The 18,036-nt window shown below is 45.9% G+C and carries 16 protein-coding genes; 7 read left to right on the top strand and 9 right to left on the bottom strand.

Annotation, left to right across the window (positions count from 1 at the left end):
• Positions 1-42: 42 nt before the first annotated feature.
• The 4 genes from ACF8OV_RS14595 to ACF8OV_RS14580 form a co-directional block, all read right to left on the bottom strand.
• Entirely contained in the window at positions 43-669 is a 627-nt protein-coding gene (locus ACF8OV_RS14595; protein ID WP_025522121.1) for a molecular chaperone, read from the bottom strand.
• 9 nt (positions 670-678) lie between these two features.
• Positions 679-2,340 carry a 4Fe-4S dicluster domain-containing protein gene (locus ACF8OV_RS14590; RefSeq protein ID WP_274006214.1) on the bottom strand — a complete coding sequence of 554 codons (1,662 nt, stop codon included), beginning with the start codon at positions 2,338-2,340 and terminating at the stop codon, positions 679-681.
• 311 nt (positions 2,341-2,651) lie between these two features.
• Positions 2,652-3,278: a DUF3306 domain-containing protein gene (locus tag ACF8OV_RS14585; protein WP_141180139.1), complete on the bottom strand. Its 627-nt coding sequence runs from the start codon at positions 3,276-3,278 to the stop codon at positions 2,652-2,654.
• Entirely contained in the window at positions 3,268-3,732 is a 465-nt protein-coding gene (locus ACF8OV_RS14580) for a DUF3305 domain-containing protein (RefSeq protein WP_005396177.1), read from the bottom strand. Before ACF8OV_RS14580 ends, ACF8OV_RS14585 begins: the two co-directional genes overlap by 11 nt.
• 315 nt (positions 3,733-4,047) lie before the next feature.
• Between ACF8OV_RS14580 and ACF8OV_RS14575 the strand changes: the two genes are divergently transcribed.
• Entirely contained in the window at positions 4,048-4,881 is an 834-nt protein-coding gene (locus ACF8OV_RS14575) for a formate dehydrogenase accessory sulfurtransferase FdhD (protein ID WP_005396179.1), read from the top strand.
• Positions 4,882-5,243: 362 nt separating this feature from the next.
• Here ACF8OV_RS14575 and ACF8OV_RS14570 read toward each other — a convergent pair whose 3' ends face one another.
• From ACF8OV_RS14570 to ACF8OV_RS14560, 3 genes are all read right to left on the bottom strand, one after another.
• The gene (locus ACF8OV_RS14570) at positions 5,244-6,836 is read right to left on the bottom strand and encodes an ABC-F family ATPase (protein WP_005453913.1); all 1,593 of its coding nucleotides are present in this window, start codon (positions 6,834-6,836) and stop codon (positions 5,244-5,246) included.
• A 251-nt stretch (positions 6,837-7,087) separates the two neighbouring features.
• Entirely contained in the window at positions 7,088-9,127 is a 2,040-nt protein-coding gene (locus ACF8OV_RS14565) for a cache domain-containing protein (RefSeq protein ID WP_141180138.1), read from the bottom strand.
• The gene (locus ACF8OV_RS14560; protein WP_005453875.1) at positions 9,117-10,568 is read right to left on the bottom strand and encodes a sigma-54 dependent transcriptional regulator; all 1,452 of its coding nucleotides are present in this window, start codon (positions 10,566-10,568) and stop codon (positions 9,117-9,119) included. Before ACF8OV_RS14560 ends, ACF8OV_RS14565 begins: the two co-directional genes overlap by 11 nt.
• A 325-nt stretch (positions 10,569-10,893) precedes the next feature.
• Here ACF8OV_RS14560 and ACF8OV_RS14555 point away from each other — a divergent pair, with 325 nt between their 5' ends.
• The 6 genes from ACF8OV_RS14555 to ACF8OV_RS14530 all read left to right on the top strand — a co-directional run bounded on the left by ACF8OV_RS14555 (position 10,894) and on the right by ACF8OV_RS14530 (position 15,867).
• On the top strand, positions 10,894-11,712 hold the full coding sequence (locus ACF8OV_RS14555; protein WP_005479446.1) for a substrate-binding domain-containing protein: 819 nt from the start codon (positions 10,894-10,896) through the stop codon (positions 11,710-11,712).
• 6 nt (positions 11,713-11,718) lie between these two features.
• The gene (locus tag ACF8OV_RS14550; protein ID WP_005396188.1) at positions 11,719-12,417 is read left to right on the top strand and encodes an ABC transporter permease; all 699 of its coding nucleotides are present in this window, start codon (positions 11,719-11,721) and stop codon (positions 12,415-12,417) included.
• Positions 12,418-12,467: 50 nt separating this feature from the next.
• On the top strand, positions 12,468-13,187 hold the full coding sequence (locus tag ACF8OV_RS14545) for an energy-coupling factor ABC transporter ATP-binding protein (protein ID WP_005396189.1): 720 nt from the start codon (positions 12,468-12,470) through the stop codon (positions 13,185-13,187).
• The gene (gene mobA, locus ACF8OV_RS14540; RefSeq protein ID WP_005453897.1) at positions 13,165-13,752 is read left to right on the top strand and encodes a molybdenum cofactor guanylyltransferase MobA; all 588 of its coding nucleotides are present in this window, start codon (positions 13,165-13,167) and stop codon (positions 13,750-13,752) included. The genes ACF8OV_RS14545 and mobA overlap by 23 nt, the downstream gene beginning before the upstream one ends.
• Positions 13,749-15,527: a bifunctional molybdopterin-guanine dinucleotide biosynthesis adaptor protein MobB/molybdopterin molybdotransferase MoeA gene (locus tag ACF8OV_RS14535; RefSeq protein ID WP_069545615.1), complete on the top strand. Its 1,779-nt coding sequence runs from the start codon at positions 13,749-13,751 to the stop codon at positions 15,525-15,527. Before mobA ends, ACF8OV_RS14535 begins: the two co-directional genes overlap by 4 nt.
• Positions 15,528-15,600: 73 nt before the next feature.
• A complete protein-coding gene (locus ACF8OV_RS14530; RefSeq protein ID WP_005377584.1) occupies positions 15,601-15,867 on the top strand; it encodes a DUF2960 domain-containing protein in 267 nt (88 codons plus the stop codon).
• A gap of 204 nt (positions 15,868-16,071) precedes the next feature.
• On the opposite strand, the gene nagK is transcribed toward ACF8OV_RS14530, so the two are convergent.
• Positions 16,072-16,980 (bottom strand): N-acetylglucosamine kinase, encoded by a 909-nt coding sequence (gene nagK, locus ACF8OV_RS14525; protein WP_005495063.1) that lies wholly within the window; start codon positions 16,978-16,980, stop codon positions 16,072-16,074.
• Between the two features lie 173 nt (positions 16,981-17,153).
• On the bottom strand, positions 17,154-17,903 hold the full coding sequence (locus ACF8OV_RS14520; RefSeq protein ID WP_069545614.1) for a tRNA-uridine aminocarboxypropyltransferase: 750 nt from the start codon (positions 17,901-17,903) through the stop codon (positions 17,154-17,156).
• Positions 17,904-18,036: the final 133 nt, after the last annotated feature.

Raw genomic sequence — 18,036 nt, 5'->3', positions numbered from 1 at the left:
GAGACTCATGCCTCTCTATCGATATGACCAAGTACTGCTCGATTACTCGTAATCAGTGACGTTTTTCACATCAATTTTTAATTTGCTCTTACTGCTTTTGGTGTTCACGCTAAAGCGCACTTGCTCTAACGTTAAAAATGCATCGCAAAGCTGTGCAGCTGGCTTGTAGAAGTTCACGCTTTCTGCGTTCTCTAGTTGGCGCGTAAAAGATTGGAACCAAGGGGCGATGTGTTTGTTAAACACCGCTTGTTGAAGTTCTTCCTCTTCACCCGTCAGCATTGCCATCACTTCGCACAGTGCAGAAATATGGTCTTCAGGCTCTTTCACGTTCTCTTCTCGTTCGATGCCTAAAAGTTCCAAATCGCGACGAATTTCCGCTAATGGTTTTTCCATCATCGAGCCCGTACGATGCCAAGATCCGAATGGCACGACTTCACCACGGCCGATGCCAATAAACAGATCTTGATATTCTTCGTCTAACGCTTCTCGTTGCGCTTCGTTCGCGGCTTGTTGCAGTGCGAGCCAAGCTTTTTGCATCGCGCTCTCAGACGGTTCAATTTCTAGCGATTTCAGGAACGCCAGCATTTCATCACTTGGCGCACTACGAAAAAGTGCGGATAGAACGAGATAAATGTCCGTTCTCAGTGTTTGTTCTTGTTGTGTATCCACTGCGAGCTCCTAGTATTTCAATTGATTCATTGGATCAGCAGCCATCGACTCAAACATGTCGATCACACGACAGTCTTCACACATGGCGATGCGATTAATGGCGGCTTCATCAGAGAAATGAGAATGACCACGAAGCTTGTTTTGCAGCATGTCGATCATCGATTGCGGAGCAAAAGGCTTGTGACAACGAATGCACTCGGCTGCCTTTTCTTCATGAATCACAACCGCTTTCTGGCGTTCTTCTTTCACCCAGTTCATACGAGGAGTAAGCGTCAGCACTTTCTCTGGACACGCTTTCTCGCACAGCCCACATTGAATGCAGTCTTGCTCGACGAATTTAAGCGACGGAGATTGGCCGTCCGTATGCAATGCACGTGTTGGACACACCGCCACACAGCTCATGCACAACGTACAATCTTTATTTTCACAAGAGACTGTGCCGTAAGGTGCGTTCGCTGGAAGCTCAACAATGTTCTCAACTGGAATACGTGATGCTGACAACGCATCCAACGCCGTAAATAGACGCTGACGTTTGTTACCTTGCAAATCACCTAATGCCAAATCAAAAGACTCAGTACAAAGTGTCGGAGCACCTTCACGTAGTGACTCTAGATACAGAATGTCGATGGTTTCTTTGGCGATACCAAGTTGGTCGAGCAGCTCTTGAGCAATACCTACTTCGCTATTAAGCACACGAATAATGGTTTGAGGCATAAAACGCGAAGCCGCAAATAGCACCTGAGTAGCACCGTTCACAAGCGCGGCGAACCAAGTATCTATACCAACCGAAGGCAGTTCTTCCACCACAATTGGAATCACATTATCTGGCAGTGCTTTTAGTGCCATCACGTTGTAGCTCTCGTGGCGAGAACTACAAATCAATACGATAGGATCTAAACCACCCGCTTGCTCATAGTTGGCTAGCGTACGTTCAATAAACTTTTGTGTATCTTCGGGGTTTGGCAATGCATAATGAATAGCTTCTGTCGGACACGCTGTAGCACAAGTACCCACGCCTTGGCACAGGTATGGGTTGATCTCGATGCGATGGCCCGTTTTGTCGCTGCCTTCACTCGATAGTGCCCCTGCCGGACAAGCATCCACACAACGTTCGCAACCTTTTACGCCACGAGAGCTGTGTGCACATAGATCGGTATCTAAACGGAAGAATTTCGGTTTATCGAACGTCCCCATCAAGGTTGGAATTTCTTCCAACGCTTCAGCCAGTTTCGGATAGCCACGACCAACTGGGTAGTAGCCCGGTACTGGTACTTCTTCCGACATGCAGCTGTTTAGGCAAAGATCGAGTACGATATCGAAACAATCGCTATTGATCGCGACCTTGGCAAGATTGTTGTTCGAACCATGATTTTCAATCAGAACTTCAAACGTACCTAAGAACCCTGAAACCTGAACCGAATTGGCGTAGTAAAGCTCGGGATTTGTTCCCTTTTCGCCATCGGTAGAAAGCAGCGTTAGGCTGTTCATTTGCGACAATTGCGCTGCCGCACTTTCGATGATTGCTGTTGGACCCACAATCAAAGTATTACCGCCGCTTTCATAGCTTACGGTTGGTGGAATAAGATTGGTCAACTCTACGGTATTTTCGAAAGCGTACAGCCTCGCTTTACCGTTATTGGAAGTTGCTTGTTCTAATAATTGTTTCAGCATTGCTCAATTCCATTTATGAACATGGATAGTCTTTTCCATCTCTTAGTGTAGTTAGCGCCGGAGATTCTGCTGATTAACTTATCAATGAGCATTCTTATTCCGCCATCTATAGACGATGAATACTACGCAGTGCGTCCGTACTAACTTCAACTAGATTGGTATTGAGCAACAAAAAGCAAATGTCATGCCAATAAAATACCAATTAAAATTCAATTAGTTAGGTATTTTACCGACAAATAGTAGGGATAAAAAAACCGGTTGAGACATTTTGTCCCAGCCGGTTCATTGAGTGTTTAGTCAAAATGTACCTATTATTTGTGTGGTATATTTTGTCTCACCTCGTTAGGCGGTGATTCCTCAACAAAAGTATCACTCCCACCAGGCACTGTGTTTATATACAGCCTATTTTCATCTTGGGTAATTCCGGCACTTTTTTCGGCATTTGGTTCTGCGTCTTCAACCACCTCAGAAGCGATATCGTCAGCGTTAAGTTCAGATCCTTGCGCCGTTTCAACGTTTGGTTCTTCTTCCACTTTTTCTTTAACCCAATCACGCAGCGTCTCTGCGACGTCTTTAGAAAGTGACTTTAAGTTACTGTAATCATCATCGTAATCGTCTAGGCCATCACGCACGTTAAATTCTTCGGACAAGAACATTTTGCGCAGCGCGGCTTTCTTAACGCTTTCTGAAGCTTCAGAAACCAGCAGTTGCGCCACAGACATTTCTTCGGGCTTTTCAGTCTCTACATTCGCGGTAATGTCTGGAGCCTGACTAACCTCATTGACGTTCAAAGCGTCTGAGCTTTCGTCAGCGTTTGAAAGCGCTGTGACACAATCTTCGGATTGCTCCGTCTCTGCTACCGGCGTGATCTCTTCATCCTGTTGGGAAGATTCTTCTAATTTACGTTTCGACCAACGGCTTAAAAAACTAGTTGCCATTTGCTCTGCCCGCTCCTTTGCGTTTCTTACGTCTTACTTCTAACAACTCACCGTGGCGACCGATGAAGGCTTCCATCCAAGCCTGAACGGCTAACGGCATATCGTTGGATAGTACAAGGTTGTCGCCATCCATATATTGCGCCGCGACAGATTGTGAAGCCGTTAGTAGCTGTATCGCTGGTTTTTCACCAGACTCGACGTTATCCATCACTAAAAAAAGTTTAGGTTGCTGAGAGCTTAAGTTAAAGCGGTAGTCTGTACGCTCGTCTTTGTGCAATTGCAACAGACAAACATCTGGAGTCTCTTCCGTCGGATTTAGCGCAAATCCCGTCAACTGCCATTGGGTTGTCACCCAAATCCCTGTACTGATCTCATGCTCAACAAGCTCTACGCCAATTGGCCATGCGTCTTCAGTCTTCTCGTAATTGTTCTCGAAATCTTTCTTATCCGACATAACTCACCCAGTTTTTCTATTTTGGTCTGAAAACTCACAGGACATTTTGACCTTGGCTTTCAACCATTTCATCGCTACAAAGCAATAACCGCGCCAAATCAATCCTATACACAGCGCTATACTCAAGTACCAAAGTAGTTGAAACTCAAATTTATTGATGTGTCATTACTGCGATATCGCAGTTTTAATGCATTGTTGACATAAAACCTCGCAATTTTTATGGGAACCGCTATTTTGGAACGAGATTTGCTTTGCTAACCACTTAGCAAGCTAAATGCGTAGCAACCTAACGCTCTTAATCACTAGGACACGACTGTGCTGAAACCAAATATTATTAAAACCAGTGAAAATCCCCTGCAAACCATTGAAGTCGATGTGTACGACGAGTACGGCGAAAAGCTCACGAAGCAAATCGCTTGCGAGCGTCCTCTTACGGTCATGCTGAACTGGAAAGAAGTGGTCACGCTCATGACGCTAGGTTCGCGTCCAGAAGCGCTAGTACTGGGTTATTTAAAAAACCAAAGCTTCCTGTCTGATCCAGCAGCGATTGAATCCGTCATTATTGACTGGGAAACGCATTCCGCAGCGGTGATTACTAAAGAAAATACCGAACATTTAGAAGGCGCTCTGAAAAAGAAAACCGTCACATCTGGCTGTGGTCAAGGCACCATGTATGGCAACGTGATGAAACAACTTGAGAACTACCAAGTGCCTCAAGTTCCGCTTAAGCAATCAGAAATCTATTCCGCACTAGAAGCGTTGACTCATTACAACGACACCTACAAAAAAGCGGGCGCGGTGCATGGCTGTGCGGTTTGCAAAGGCAATGAGGTATTGTCATTTGTGGAAGATGTCGGCCGTCACAACGCAGTGGATACGCTTGCAGGTGAGATGTGGCTCAAAGAAGAGACAGGTGAAGATAAAATTTTCTACACAACAGGTCGCCTTACATCAGAGATGGTGATTAAAGTAGCTCAAATGGGCATTCCTGTTCTACTTTCTCGCTCTGGCGTTACTCAAATGGGGTTAGATCTAGCGAAGCAATTTGGCATTACGACCATTGCGCGTGCGAAAGGTTTGCGATTCCAAGTATTTACCGGAGCGGACAAGATTGAGTTTGATGTGAAAGGCGAAAGCGCATCTCGTTAACGAGAACACATTACAAAACCGCCGATTAGTGTAAACTTATAACGATTGGGATAAGTAAATCATCACGTTATGAAGGCTTAACTAAGCGAAGTAAGCCAGAAATAGCAACGTTTGTTGTAGCAATAACAACACTTGTTTTAATTGATGCTAACTACAGCTCATTCACAAAGGATGTGAACTATGGACAATGACCAACTGTGGAATTTTTTGCTCACGCCCAGTGGCATTATGCTCTCAATGATCATTACATTTGGTGTCGTCGGCATATATGCGTATCTAACCGGTCAGTTTAAGGATTAAGACCAATTAAAAAAGCCTCGCTAAATAGCGAGGCTTTTACTTTTCAAGCGCTGTATGAGTAATTACGCGTCAACGCCACGAGATTTCAAGAACTCAGAGTAAGTACCTTTGAAGTCTGAAATCTTGCCATCGCGAATTTCGATAATACGCGTTGCTAGCGAGTCTACGAACACACGGTCATGAGATACGAAGAACAACGTGCCTTTGTATTGCTCAAGCGCGGTGTTCAAAGATTCGATCGATTCCATGTCCATGTGGTTGGTTGGTTCGTCCATTAGCAGCATGTTTGGCTTGTGCATCATCAGCTTGCCAAGCAGCATACGACCTTGCTCACCACCAGACAGTACTTTTACTGACTTCTTAATGTCGTCTTGACCAAACAGCATACGACCTAGGAAACCACGAACTACTTGCTCGTCGTCGCCCTCTTGACGCCATTGACCCATCCAATCCGTTAGATTCATGTCTTCTGCAAACTCATGCGCGTGGTCTTGCGCATAGTAACCGATGTTTGCATTTTCAGACCATTTGAACTCACCCGCACGAGGTTCAAGCACACCAGCAAGCGTGTTTAGAAGAGTTGTTTTACCCACACCGTTCTCACCGATGATCGCAACGCGCTCACCCACTTCAAAAATTGCATTGAAGTCTGAGAACAAGTCCTCTTCAAAACCTTGGCTTAGGTTTTCAACAATCAGAGCGTTACGGAACAGTTCTTTCGACTGTTCGAAACGAATGAATGGGTTTTGACGGCTAGACGCTTTAACTTCGTCCAGTTTGATCTTGTCAATTTGCTTCGCGCGAGACGTAGCTTGTTTTGCTTTCGATGCGTTTGCAGAGAAACGCGCCACAAAAGTTTGTAGCTCAGCGATTTGAGCTTTCTTCTTCGCGTTGTCGCTAAGTAGACGTTCGCGAGCTTGAGAAGCCGCGGTCATGTACTCGTCGTAGTTACCAGGGTAAACACGTAGTTCACCGTAATCCAAGTCAGCCATGTGCGTACATACTGAGTTTAGGAAGTGACGGTCGTGCGAGATGATGATCATCGTGCAGTTACGCGCGTTTAGCGTGTCTTCCAACCAACGGATCGTATCCATGTCCAAGTTGTTGGTTGGTTCGTCAAGTAGCATGATGTCTGGGTCAGCAAACAGGATTTGAGCTAGAAGCACACGCAGTTTCCAACCTGGAGCCACTTCGCTCATCAAACCGAAGTGTTGTTCCATTGGGATGCCTACAGCAAGAAGCAGTTCACCCGCTTTTGCTTCTGCCATGTAGCCGTCCATTTCCGCGAATTGAACTTCAAGGTCAGCCACTTTCATGCCGTCTTCTTCGCTCATTTCTGGCAAAGAGTAAATACGGTCACGCTCTTGCTTCACTTCCCAAAGCTCTTTGTGACCCATGATTACCGTGTCGATAACCGTGAATTCTTCGTACGCGAACTGATCCTGGTTTAGCTTTGCAACACGCTCGTTTGGATCGTAGCTTACGTTACCGCCTGTTGGCTCAAGCTCACCGCTTAAGATCTTCATAAAGGTTGATTTACCACAACCGTTAGCCCCGATTAAGCCGTAGCGGTTACCTTCGCCAAACTTAACTGAGATGTTTTCAAATAACGGCTTAGCGCCAAATTGTTGAGTGATATTCGCTGTGGAGATCAAAACCTTTACCTTAGCAATTTAAGTGTATTGAGAAAAAACCGGGCAACGGTACTGCTTCAAGCTACATACTTCAAGTTTTGTTTTTATTAATTAATGGGAAATATGTTTCGTTACCTGTGTTTTTCTGTACGAAAAGGCGAAAAATCCATGTCATTTGTCGTACTTAAAGTGGCAACGAAGGATAAGATGAGTAGATAAGAAAAAGGCCAGTTTTCACTGACCTTTTTTGATGGAACTGGCGTTGGTTTACGTTACGCGATGTTCGTCACTTCCAGCAGTAGCTCGGCTTTCTTCGGTAAATAGATGCTGAATGTACTTCCTTTACCCCATTCAGACTCTGCTTTTAACTCACCACCCGTTTGGCTGAGAATACTTTGGGAGACCGATAGCCCTAGCCCTGTGCCGTCGCGTTTCGTCGTGTAAAACGGTGAGAAAATTCGATTTAAGTTTTCTGGTTTGATACCACAACCATCGTCGATAACATGAATCGCCGCGCCCTTTATTTCACCTTCTTCAATCCAATCTTCACTCATTACGATCAGTTTTCCTTTGCCGTTCATCGCGTGAATGGCATTCATTTGCAGGTTAACCAAAATTTGTAGCAAGTGATGGCGATTAATTTCGACTGGCGTATGCGCTTGTAAATCAGTAATAAATTCGACGTCGCGCTTCTTAGTACCGGTTTTGACCAATGTGATGCTCTCATCAATGATCGGGTTGACATGTTGCCAAGTGATTTCATCTTGAACACCGCCTTGGCGACTGTATTGCAATAAACTGCGAGTGATATTGCGGATACGGTCAATTTGCGCGTGAATTGCATCAATTTCTTCTTGAACTCGATTCGCATCTTCACCCAACTCAAAGTGAATCAACTCAACGTTACCAAGAATTACCGCAGTTGGATTATTGATTTCGTGTGCAATCCCAGCGGTCAGCTCACCGAGCGCCGCCAGTTTTTCATGCACTACCAATTTATCGCGGGTTTGGTTGAGCAACTGAATGTGAAGTTCGAGCTCCTCAGTTTTTTCTCGCAAGCTAGCCGTTCGCTCTTGAACTTTACACTCCAACTGCGCCGCAGCATTTTTGAGTTCGATTTTGCGATCTTCCAAGGCGTCAAGCATATTGTCGAACTGCCTAGCCAGCTGCGCCAACTCATGATGATCATCCAGCCCCAGTGGACCAATACGTTTCTCTTTGCCAAGTTGAACGAGCTTAACGACTTTATGAATGCGCTCAATTGGTCGGAACAAATCACGCGAACCGCGATAGACCATCACGCCAGAGACCAGTAATAGCATTAAGGTAATAAGGCTGATTTCGGCGATGTTGGTCATGTACGCTTTCACAAATGGCCACATCAGGTAGCCGGTATAAAGCATGCCAATGACGTTATCGTACTGGTCTTTGATTGGTTGATAAGCGGTGATGTACCACGCGTCGTACACATACGCGCGGTCGACCCATTGCTGACCTTGAGAGAGCACTTGGTTATACACTTCAGCACTCACTCGCGTACCAATAGCGCGCCCTAACCTATGGTCGCTGTCTAGAGGAACGTTGGTGCTCACACGCAAATCATCAAGGAACACGGTCAACGTACCCACAGGGCGAAGGCGGTCATTATCACTGAGATAAATGAGATCGCGGATTTGATCCACCAGCACAGTACTGTTGTTGAGGAGCAAACCACCATCAAGGAAGCCGATCAAATCGTTCACTTGGCTGTATACCGGAATAACGGTACGGCTCACCAAGCCGCGCGCTTCCATTCCACCGTCAGCCAGAATGGGCACTTCAGCTCGCTTGGCGAGTTCCGGATCGAGCTGTTCGAGTTCTTCCCGATTGAGTACATCAAAAAACGATTCGCGCTTGGTGAGATCCATAAAACGGAATTTGTTTTCCATCGAATTAACGCGTTGGAAAGTGAGAAAGTCTAGGGAGTAACGTTTTTTCTGTTCAGTAACCCACTTTTGTAGCTCGTCTTGTGGTGTCCCTTGATTGATTCGGGTTCGGAAGTCGTAGGAGTCAGCAAACGCTCGCACGTAATTGGCTTGCTTTTGTTGTAACAACGTCACGCTGTTATTTGCTACACCCAAACGCTCTGACACATCCAGCAGCGCGTTTTGCCACGTGTAATGGATAGACCAATAAATCGTAATACCGATCAGCGCTATCAACGTAAGGAAGATCGGTGCAGAGGTTAAAATCAATAAGCGATAACGCACCATGGTTTTAAAACGGTGCGTCCATTTCGACAATCCTTTGTGCTGCTGCCAGTTAGTCGGCATATCCCTCATCCTCAGAATCCCATTCTTTGTATTTGCGTTCTAACGTCTTGCGGGCCACGCCTAAGTCGCGCGCCGCTGCCGATTTATTGCCTTCATGCAAATTAACGACTTGTTTGATGTGCGCTTTCTCGACTTCTTTTAAAGTCCAATTGTTTGGGTAGCCTTCGCCAGTAAATTCTTTGCCTTCTCTAAAAGTTGGTAACTCGGCGGAGTGAGAAACGGTAATCGAAACATTAGGCAGAGAATGACCACCGTTCAGCTCTCGCCAGTAATGTGCTGGTGGCTTACCAAGCAAAATGCAGCGCTCGATGAGGTTCTTCAGCTCACGAATGTTGCCCGGCCAATCGTATTCACTCATGGCTTCCATGTCTTCGTGCGCCCATTTTGGCGCAGGCATACCGAGCTCGCGCGTCAGCATGTTGCTGAAAAATGGCACTAACTCAAATAAGTCGGTTTTGCGCTCTCGCAGCGGACACACTTCAATTTTCAGAACGTTTAAACGGTAATACAGGTCACTGCGGAAATTGCCTTGGTTGACCTCTTCTTGCAGATTACGGTTGGTTGCCGCCACGATACGGACATCAATGCTGATCTCTCTTTCTGAACCGACAGGACGAATTGTACGCTGCTCTAACACACGCAATAATGATGCCTGCATGGAAAGCGGCATTTCCCCAATTTCATCAAGGAATAAAGTGCCGCCATTCGCTACGCGGAACAAACCTTCGCGTGACTTTTTCGCTCCAGTAAACGCACCTGATGTGTGACCAAATAACTCACTTTCGAGTAGCTCTGGCGCAATCGCCCCACAGTTGATAGGCACAAATGGGCCCGTTCGCCCACTTGCTTGGTGAATGCCTCGTGCGACCAACTCTTTGCCCGTACCTGATTCGCCTTCAACCAATACTGAGGCACGTGATGGAGCAAACTGTGTGATAAGTTGTTTGAGCTGACGCGTTTTTTCTGAACCACCAATGATCTCGGAAGTATTGTGACGCTGATAATCACGCTTCATGGCGTACTGCATGCGCTCGTTCAAACGGCGATCCATACAGCGGCTGACCGCTTTTAACATCTGCTCAAGGTTGAATGGTTTGAGGATAAAGTCGGAAGCACCGAGCTGCAGCGCTCGAATGGCAATTTCTAGATCCGCATAACCCGTCATGAAAATCACATCGGCGCGTTTTTCATCATCTTCAAACGCTTCTTCCCACTCAATCCCAGAACGCCCCGGCAGATTAATATCCAGCAAAATCAAATCATAATGGCGAGAATTGCGCAGTTGTTCTGCTTCTTCGATGCTGCCAGCGGTGTCGACATGTGAGAAAAGCTTTCCTAATGCCTTTTTTAAAATGGCTTGCATGCCCAATTCATCATCAACGACCAGTACGGAAAAGGCGTTATATTGTTGGTTTGTACTAATATGGGATTGAGTAGACATATTTACCCCAGATGGATTCGGATGGGACAGAGTGTACCAAGTTTGAAACGATATACCCTACAAAAAGTGCGACATTTTGTACCAACGCAAACTTTTGTGCAAATAACTCCATGAATCCGCGCATAAATCAAACATTTTTGGCTTGTAAAATGTTGGCATCTTGTTTGCTATAAGGGGTATCCAAGTGATCTCAGGATGTTGGAGAACTTGCTATTCCAACACCCTAAGGCAACTTGTGATTTGAGCAATCAAGATCGCTCCGGAGACTTCGCTGTCACCTAGACGGATAGAAGCCAAAGAATCATTGGAAAGGAAACACATAAAAATGAAAAAAATTGCGCTAACATTGGCCGCAACGTCAATCACGCTTGTAAGCTACTCTGCATTTTCTGCTCAAGACGCTGAACACGTCCGCCTAGCAACTACAACCAGTACTTACCACTCGGGCTTGCTTGACTACCTACTTCCACAATTTGAAAAAGACACTGGCTACAAAGTCGATGTTATTGCTGCCGGTACTGGCAAAGCGCTAAAAATGGGCGAAAACGGTGACGTAGATTTGGTGATGACTCACGCACCAAAAGCCGAAGGCACATTCGTTGAGAAAGGCTACGGCGTTCTACCTCGTAAGCTGATGTACAACGACTTTGTGATTGTTGGCCCTAAAGCAGACCCAGCAAAAATCAAAGATGACGAAAGCGTGTTAGACGTGTTCAAAGAGATCGCGAACAAAAACGCAACGTTCATCTCTCGCGGCGATGATTCTGGTACGCACAAAAAAGAAATGGGCTTTTGGGCTCAAACTAAAATCGAACCAAACTTTGGAGGCTACCGCAGCGTAGGTCAAGGTATGGGCCCAACTCTGAACATGGCGTCTGAAATGCAAGGCTACACAATGTCAGACCGCGGTACATGGTTGGCTTACCAAAACAAGTTGGATCTAGAAATTCTGTTCCAAGGCGATGAAAAACTGTTTAACCCGTACCAAGTTATTCTTGTTAACCCTGAGCGCTACCCAACAATCAACTACCAAGGCGCAAAAGCTTTCAGTGATTGGTTGGTGAACCCTCGCGGTCAGGAACTTATCAATGGTTTCCGCCTGAACGGTAAACAACTGTTTGTTGCGAATGCTGAGAGCAAATAACGCAATATGAATCTTGCTGATACAACACTGGAAGCGCTTCGCTTATTGGTGAATTTTGATGCAGACCTATGGGAGATCGTCGCGGTCTCCTTTAGTGTTTCTATCACGGCAATATCCTTGGTGGTATTGCCGGCTATCTTAATGTCCTTTGTACTGGCGTATACCGACTTTCGCGGGAAATGGTTCTTGCTGTCGATCGTGAATACGCTGCAAGCAGTTCCTACCGTCGTGATTGGCCTTTTGCTGTATATGTTGCTATCACGCGCTGGCCCTTGGGGAGACTGGCAAATGCTGTTCACTCAGAAGGCGATGATCTTCGGCCAAATGGTGATCTGCTTCCCTGTTTTGGTATCGATGATGCATGGTGCATTGCAATCTAGCGACCGTCGCGCAGTGGAAACCGCCATCACCCTAGGCGTCTCCATTCCGCGCGTTGCTGCTACGATGATTTGGGAAACCCGCTTTCCTCTACTTGCAGCTATCATTGCAGGGTTCTCACGTATCGTAACCGAGGTGGGCTGCTCAATGATGGTGGGCGGAAACATTATGGGCGTAACACGCAATATTCCGACCGCTATCGCAATGGAAAGCAGCAAAGGTGCTTTTGCGCAAGGAGTTGCATTAGGAATTGTATTACTATCTTTAGCGTTGGCACTAAACTTCTTCTTATCAAGCATGAGAGGCAAAGGCTACCTCAGAACATAGAACATGAAGCAAACAAACGACTCACCATTAACCCCATGTAGAGGCGCATTATGACTATAAAAATCACCGCCGAGCAGTTATCCATGCGCTTTAAAGAGCGCGTGCTTTTCCACATCCCTGAGTTAGCCATCGGCCCAAATGATGCTATTTATCTCAAGGGTGACAATGGTGTGGGCAAAACTACCCTACTCAAAATCCTTGCTGGCTTGCTAAAACCTTCTACTGGCGATGTTGTAGCGCCAAAAGATACGTGGCTAAAAAGACTGACGCGCCGCAACGGCCGTGTCGATGTGATTTATCTCCATCAATCTCCTTACCTTTTTGACGGCACTGTTTATGAGAACGTAGTCTATGGAGTGAAATATCAACAAGACACACCAAAAGATAAGCGAGCTCAAGTTATTCACGCACTACGCATGGTAGGTTTAGAAACATTAGCGGACGAACATATCTCCGTGTTGTCCGGCGGTGAAAAACAGCGTGTTGCCATGGCAAGAGCTTGGATCTTAAAACCGTCGATTTTATTGATGGACGAGCCAAGTGCGTCTTTAGACCAAGAGTCCATTGAGCGATTGGTGGTGATGGCAAAAGATCTTTTGGATCGTGGTTCCAGTATCGTGGTGACAAGCCATCAAACCAACGCACTGACCGACTTATGTAAAAAACAGTGGTGGATTAAAGACAAGACTTTGATAGAGTCTCCTCTGTTGTATGTCATACCAAAAGAAACATCCCAAGAGAATGCATATGCTTCAACCAACACAAACTAGTTGGGTCATTTTGGCTGGTGGCCAAGCCAGCCGTATGGGTGGAAAAGATAAAGGTCTGATTGAGTTAAATCAGAAGCCACTCATCGAACACGTTATTGAACGTTTATCTCCACAAACACCACGCATTTTAATTAATGCCAACCGAAACCAAGATGCGTACAGCAAATTTGGTTTCGTATTTAGTGATCAATTCAAAGATTTCCCTGGGCCTATGGGCGGTATTCACGCGGGTTTGATGCATGCTGAAACTGACTGGGTCGGATTTGTACCTTGCGATAGTCCACAAATTAACACCGACCTTGTCGAGCGTTTCTGCCAGGCCGTCAAAGAAGACAGCGATATTTTGGTCGCTCATGATGGTGACCATCAGCAACCAGTTTTCACGCTCTACCACAAACGCGTACTGCCAAAACTCACCGCATTTTTAGAACGTGGCGACCGCAAAATCATTCTGCTCTACAAAGAGTGCAACACCAGTTACGTTGACTTTAGCGACTCACCAAACTGTTTCGTCAACTTGAACACCCCGGAAGAACTGGCGCAATTTGGACAATTAGAATCATGAAACACACGCTAAACATTCCTATTATTGGTTTTGCAGCTTATTCAGGCACAGGCAAAACCACGCTACTTGAAGCCCTATTGCCAAAACTGACTGAAGCAGGTTTACGCATTGGCATGCTAAAACATGCTCACCACAACTTCGATGTCGATAAGCCGGGTAAAGACAGCTACCGTTTACGCAAAGCTGGCGCGTCTCAAATGCTGATTGCTTCTCGCAACCGTTTTGCGTTAATGACAGAAACGCCAGAAGCCGAAGCGGAGTTTGAATACCTCTTAACTCGTTTTGATAAAGACAAGCTCGATGTAGTTTTGGTCGAAGGCTGTAAAAACATCGCGTTTCCTAAAATTGAATTGCACCGTGAAGAAGTGGGTAAACCTTGGCTTTACCCTCACGATGACAACATCATTGCTATCGCTTCCGACACTGCGGAGTTAGATTCTGAGCTCCCTCAAATGAACATCAATGATTTGGATGCCATCGCTCAATTTGTTCTTCAATACGTTCAAGAGGCAAAAGCACCAAAATCTAAAGAGAAAGACGCCGCATGTTGCGACACACTTTCTCCGGCTTTCCTTTCTGTGGTTCAAGGCCAAGAAAAAATCCTTTCTTTGGTGAACACGGTTTCGGAAATAGAAGCATGCAAGATTGAAAACGCCTATGGCCGAGTTCTCGCGGAACATATCATTTCACCAGTAAACGTGCCGCAGTACACCAACTCCGCGATGGACGGTTATGCCATCCGCAGTGATGATGTTGACCGCGATAGCTACCAAGTGGTTGCTGAAGTGATGGCGGGCCATGCTTACGATCAGCCTCTTGAAGTTGGTCAAGCGGTGAAGATCATGACTGGCGCACCAACACCACGTAACGGCGACACAGTGGTCATGCGTGAGCAAGCCTCTCAAGAAGGTGACAAGGTCACCTTTAACGGTGCGAATATCAAAGCAGGCCAAAACGTTCGTCAAGCAGGTGAAGATCTCGCTATCGGCAGTGACGTCTTTACCGCAGGCACTCGCCTAGCCTCTCCAGAAATGGGCATGATTGCTTCGCTTGGTTTTGGTGAAGCGAATGTGTTCCGCAAATTGAAAGTTGCCGTGTTCTCCACCGGTGACGAAGTACAAGCGCCGGGAACAGAGCAAAAAGCGAATTCTATCTACGATTCCAACCGTTTTACCATCATGGGCATGCTTGAAAAGCTCGGCTGCGAGATCTTGGATTTCGGTATTCTGGAAGACAACGAACAGTTAATGATTGAAGCGTTGGAAAACGCATCGGCGCAAGCGGACGTGGTTATGACTTCTGGTGGCGTATCCGTTGGTGATGCGGATTACATCAAACTTGCCTTGGATAAACTTGGTCAAATCGATTTTTGGCGAATCAACATGCGTCCGGGACGTCCGCTCGCGTTTGGTCAAATCAACAACAAGCCGTTCTTTGGTCTGCCGGGCAACCCTGTTGCCGTGATGGTCTCTTTCATTAATTTTGTTGAGCCTGCACTGCGTAAGATGCAAGGCGAACAAGGCTGGAAGCCTCTGAAAGTGAATGCCATCGCGACTGAGAATCTTCGCTCTCGCCAAGGTCGTACCGAGTTTAGTCGAGGAATCTATGAACTGGATAACACTGGCCGTTTAACCGTTCGTACAACAGGCAAGCAAGGCTCTGGTATTTTGCGCTCAATGAGTGAGGCGAACTGTTTGATCGAAATCTCCCCAGCTATTGATACAGTAAAAGCGGGAGAAAGCGTGACAATTATCCCACTTCAAGGCAGAATCTAGCCCAAACTAGAAATTCAAAGGTCAGCGAGTCTGGCCTTTTGTTTAATACAGAAACCTTTTCAGAGAGACAGCTATGGCTCGCACCATTCTTTACACTTACAAAGACCAAGACAAAGAACTGACGTTCTCATACCAGCAGCACCGCAACATTCAAGAAGCGGTTGCAGAAGCAGAAGGTATCGATATCACTGAGTTCCTAAAGATGGAGCAACAAATTGAAGCAGTGTCTGACACTAAAGCGGTGCGCAACTACCGCGATAACTACTTCAGAAAATTAGGCTTTAGTAAAATCACCCTAGCTCAAAAAGAAAACCTAGGCGTAGGCAAAAAGAACAAATAAGCTTAGCTGCAAACAGAAAACTCGCGATTCGTCGCGAGTTTTTTTATACATGCTATTTTTGTTCGTGCTCTATACCCGAGCATACCGAAATTACTTGGGTATATGAGTTACTTCGATATATAAGTAAAAAGCCCCGTTTTACCTTGATGGTCTAAACGGGGCTTTAAATTTCTTCTTACTTTATATCGAGTAAGGTTTCAGTCACTACTTGATGTTTAGGAACGCAGCGCCACGTACACCACCTGAATCACCGTGTTTTGCTTTGATGATTTTCGGACACTTCGCGACAGAAAGCAGGTACTTAGGAATACGTTTTGGCATCTCTTCGTAAATCAATTCGAAGTTGGAAAGACCACCACCCAACACAACAACATGTGGGTCAGTCGCTGTAAAGATGTTTGCAAAACAGATAGCCAGCAACTCCATAAAACGCTCAACGTGCTCAACAGCTTTCGCCTCACCTTCTGCGTGCGCTTTAATGATGTCGATCGCTTTCTTCTCTTCACCGTAGTAATGGGCATAAAGAAGTTCGAAGCCTCGGCCAGAAAGGTAACTGTCTAAACAACCTTTCTTGTCACAACCACAGCCCAATAGAGGTGCGTTTTCGCCTAAGTGGAACCAAGCATCGATAGGTAAACGAGTATGGCCCACCTCACCTGCTACGTGGTTACGACCAGAGAAAACTTTACCATCGTAGATAAAACCACCACCAAAACCAGTACCTAGGATCAAACCAAGTACAGAAGGTTCATCTTGAAGCTCTTCGTCCCATGCTTCTGATAGCGCAAAACAGTTCGCATCGTTTTCAATCTTTACGCTGCGACCGATTTTCGCTTCAAGATCCGCGCGCAGTGGTTTGCCTTTCGCCGCAGGAACGTTAACTGTTAATACCGTTGCATCGTCTGCGTCTTCCATGCCTGGTAGACCAAGGCCAATTGTACCTTCGCAACCAAACTCTGCATCGTATTTGTTAACCAATTCCGCAATGGTATCAACCAGCAGCTCGTAGTTGTCTGTTGGTGTAGGTACACGTTCCGTCGCTACACGCTCAAGCTTCTCGTTAAATGCACCAAATTCAATTTTAGTGCCGCCGACATCAAAGCCGTAATACATGTATTTCTCTCCTAAAAAATGCTTAAACGACTCCCAAAATGGCTGGAGTCAAAAGTATAAACTAGTGGCATTATCCATATCTGTACGCCTGCAAACCGTGACCGAATGCAGATTTATCCCCTCGCTGAAGTCAGTTGAACAACATGCCATCAACAAAAGTTCATTCCTTAGAGTCAGCTCTCGGTTTTCACCCACTCTTTGAAACGTTTCAAATGCGGTCGATTAGGATCGTTTTTGACTCGGGTCTTGGTTAGCATGTAGGTTTCTCTAAAGGCTTCAAACCACAATTGAAGGCATTCCGATGCTTTGTTCTCACCGGCTTGTTTCAAAACTAAAGTCGCGACTTCAGCTGTCGAAAGATGCTGCTCGTTCTCAGAACGACGCATGATGTATTCTGATAAACACTCCGGCTCGATAGATAAGACTGGTAGAGACTGTAAAAACTCAGAGCGACGGAAGATTTTTCGCGCCTCACGCCAACTACCATCGATAAAAATCAACAACCACTTTTTGCTATTACCATCAGTGCGATGTAAGTACTCAGCGTGTAATCCATCTAGCAATCGCTCAGGTTGATCAACGTAATCGGCAGGAAAGACAATGACAGGCTGATAGTCATCGTTGGACAAAAGATCAAGCATCTCTTGTGAAGGTTCAGTGCGATTCCATTGATACACGTAAGTCTCTTTCACCGTATCAGCAATCAAACGGCCTGTATTGCTTGGCTTAAACACTTCGTTCTCGGACACAATCAGCATGCACGCGACATTGCTATCGATATCAGGTTGCAATTCACATAAACAATGCTGCTCTGAAACCTGACAGAATGGGCAGCGCTGAACTTTGCATCCACGAGCATTGAAAGGCTTCGTTGAGATGGATTGACGATACTGATATAAACGATTGAAAGCGTGGATTCTCATGAAGGAAATGCCAAATAAAAACGAGAGCGCGATTCTACTGGTATAACCGCTCGCTCACAAGGCGGCAGCGTTATTACTCTAAAGACCAAACATTGAAAGAATCTCACGTTAGTTAAGGTCTATTGCGACAAAT

This window comes from Vibrio sp. GLN_1 (genome assembly GCF_043106015.1).
GTDB classification, from domain to species: Bacteria; Pseudomonadota; Gammaproteobacteria; order Enterobacterales; family Vibrionaceae; genus Vibrio; species Vibrio parahaemolyticus.
The sequence above is the reverse complement of the archived record's forward strand: the minus strand, read 5'-3'. Positions and strand labels throughout refer to the sequence as shown.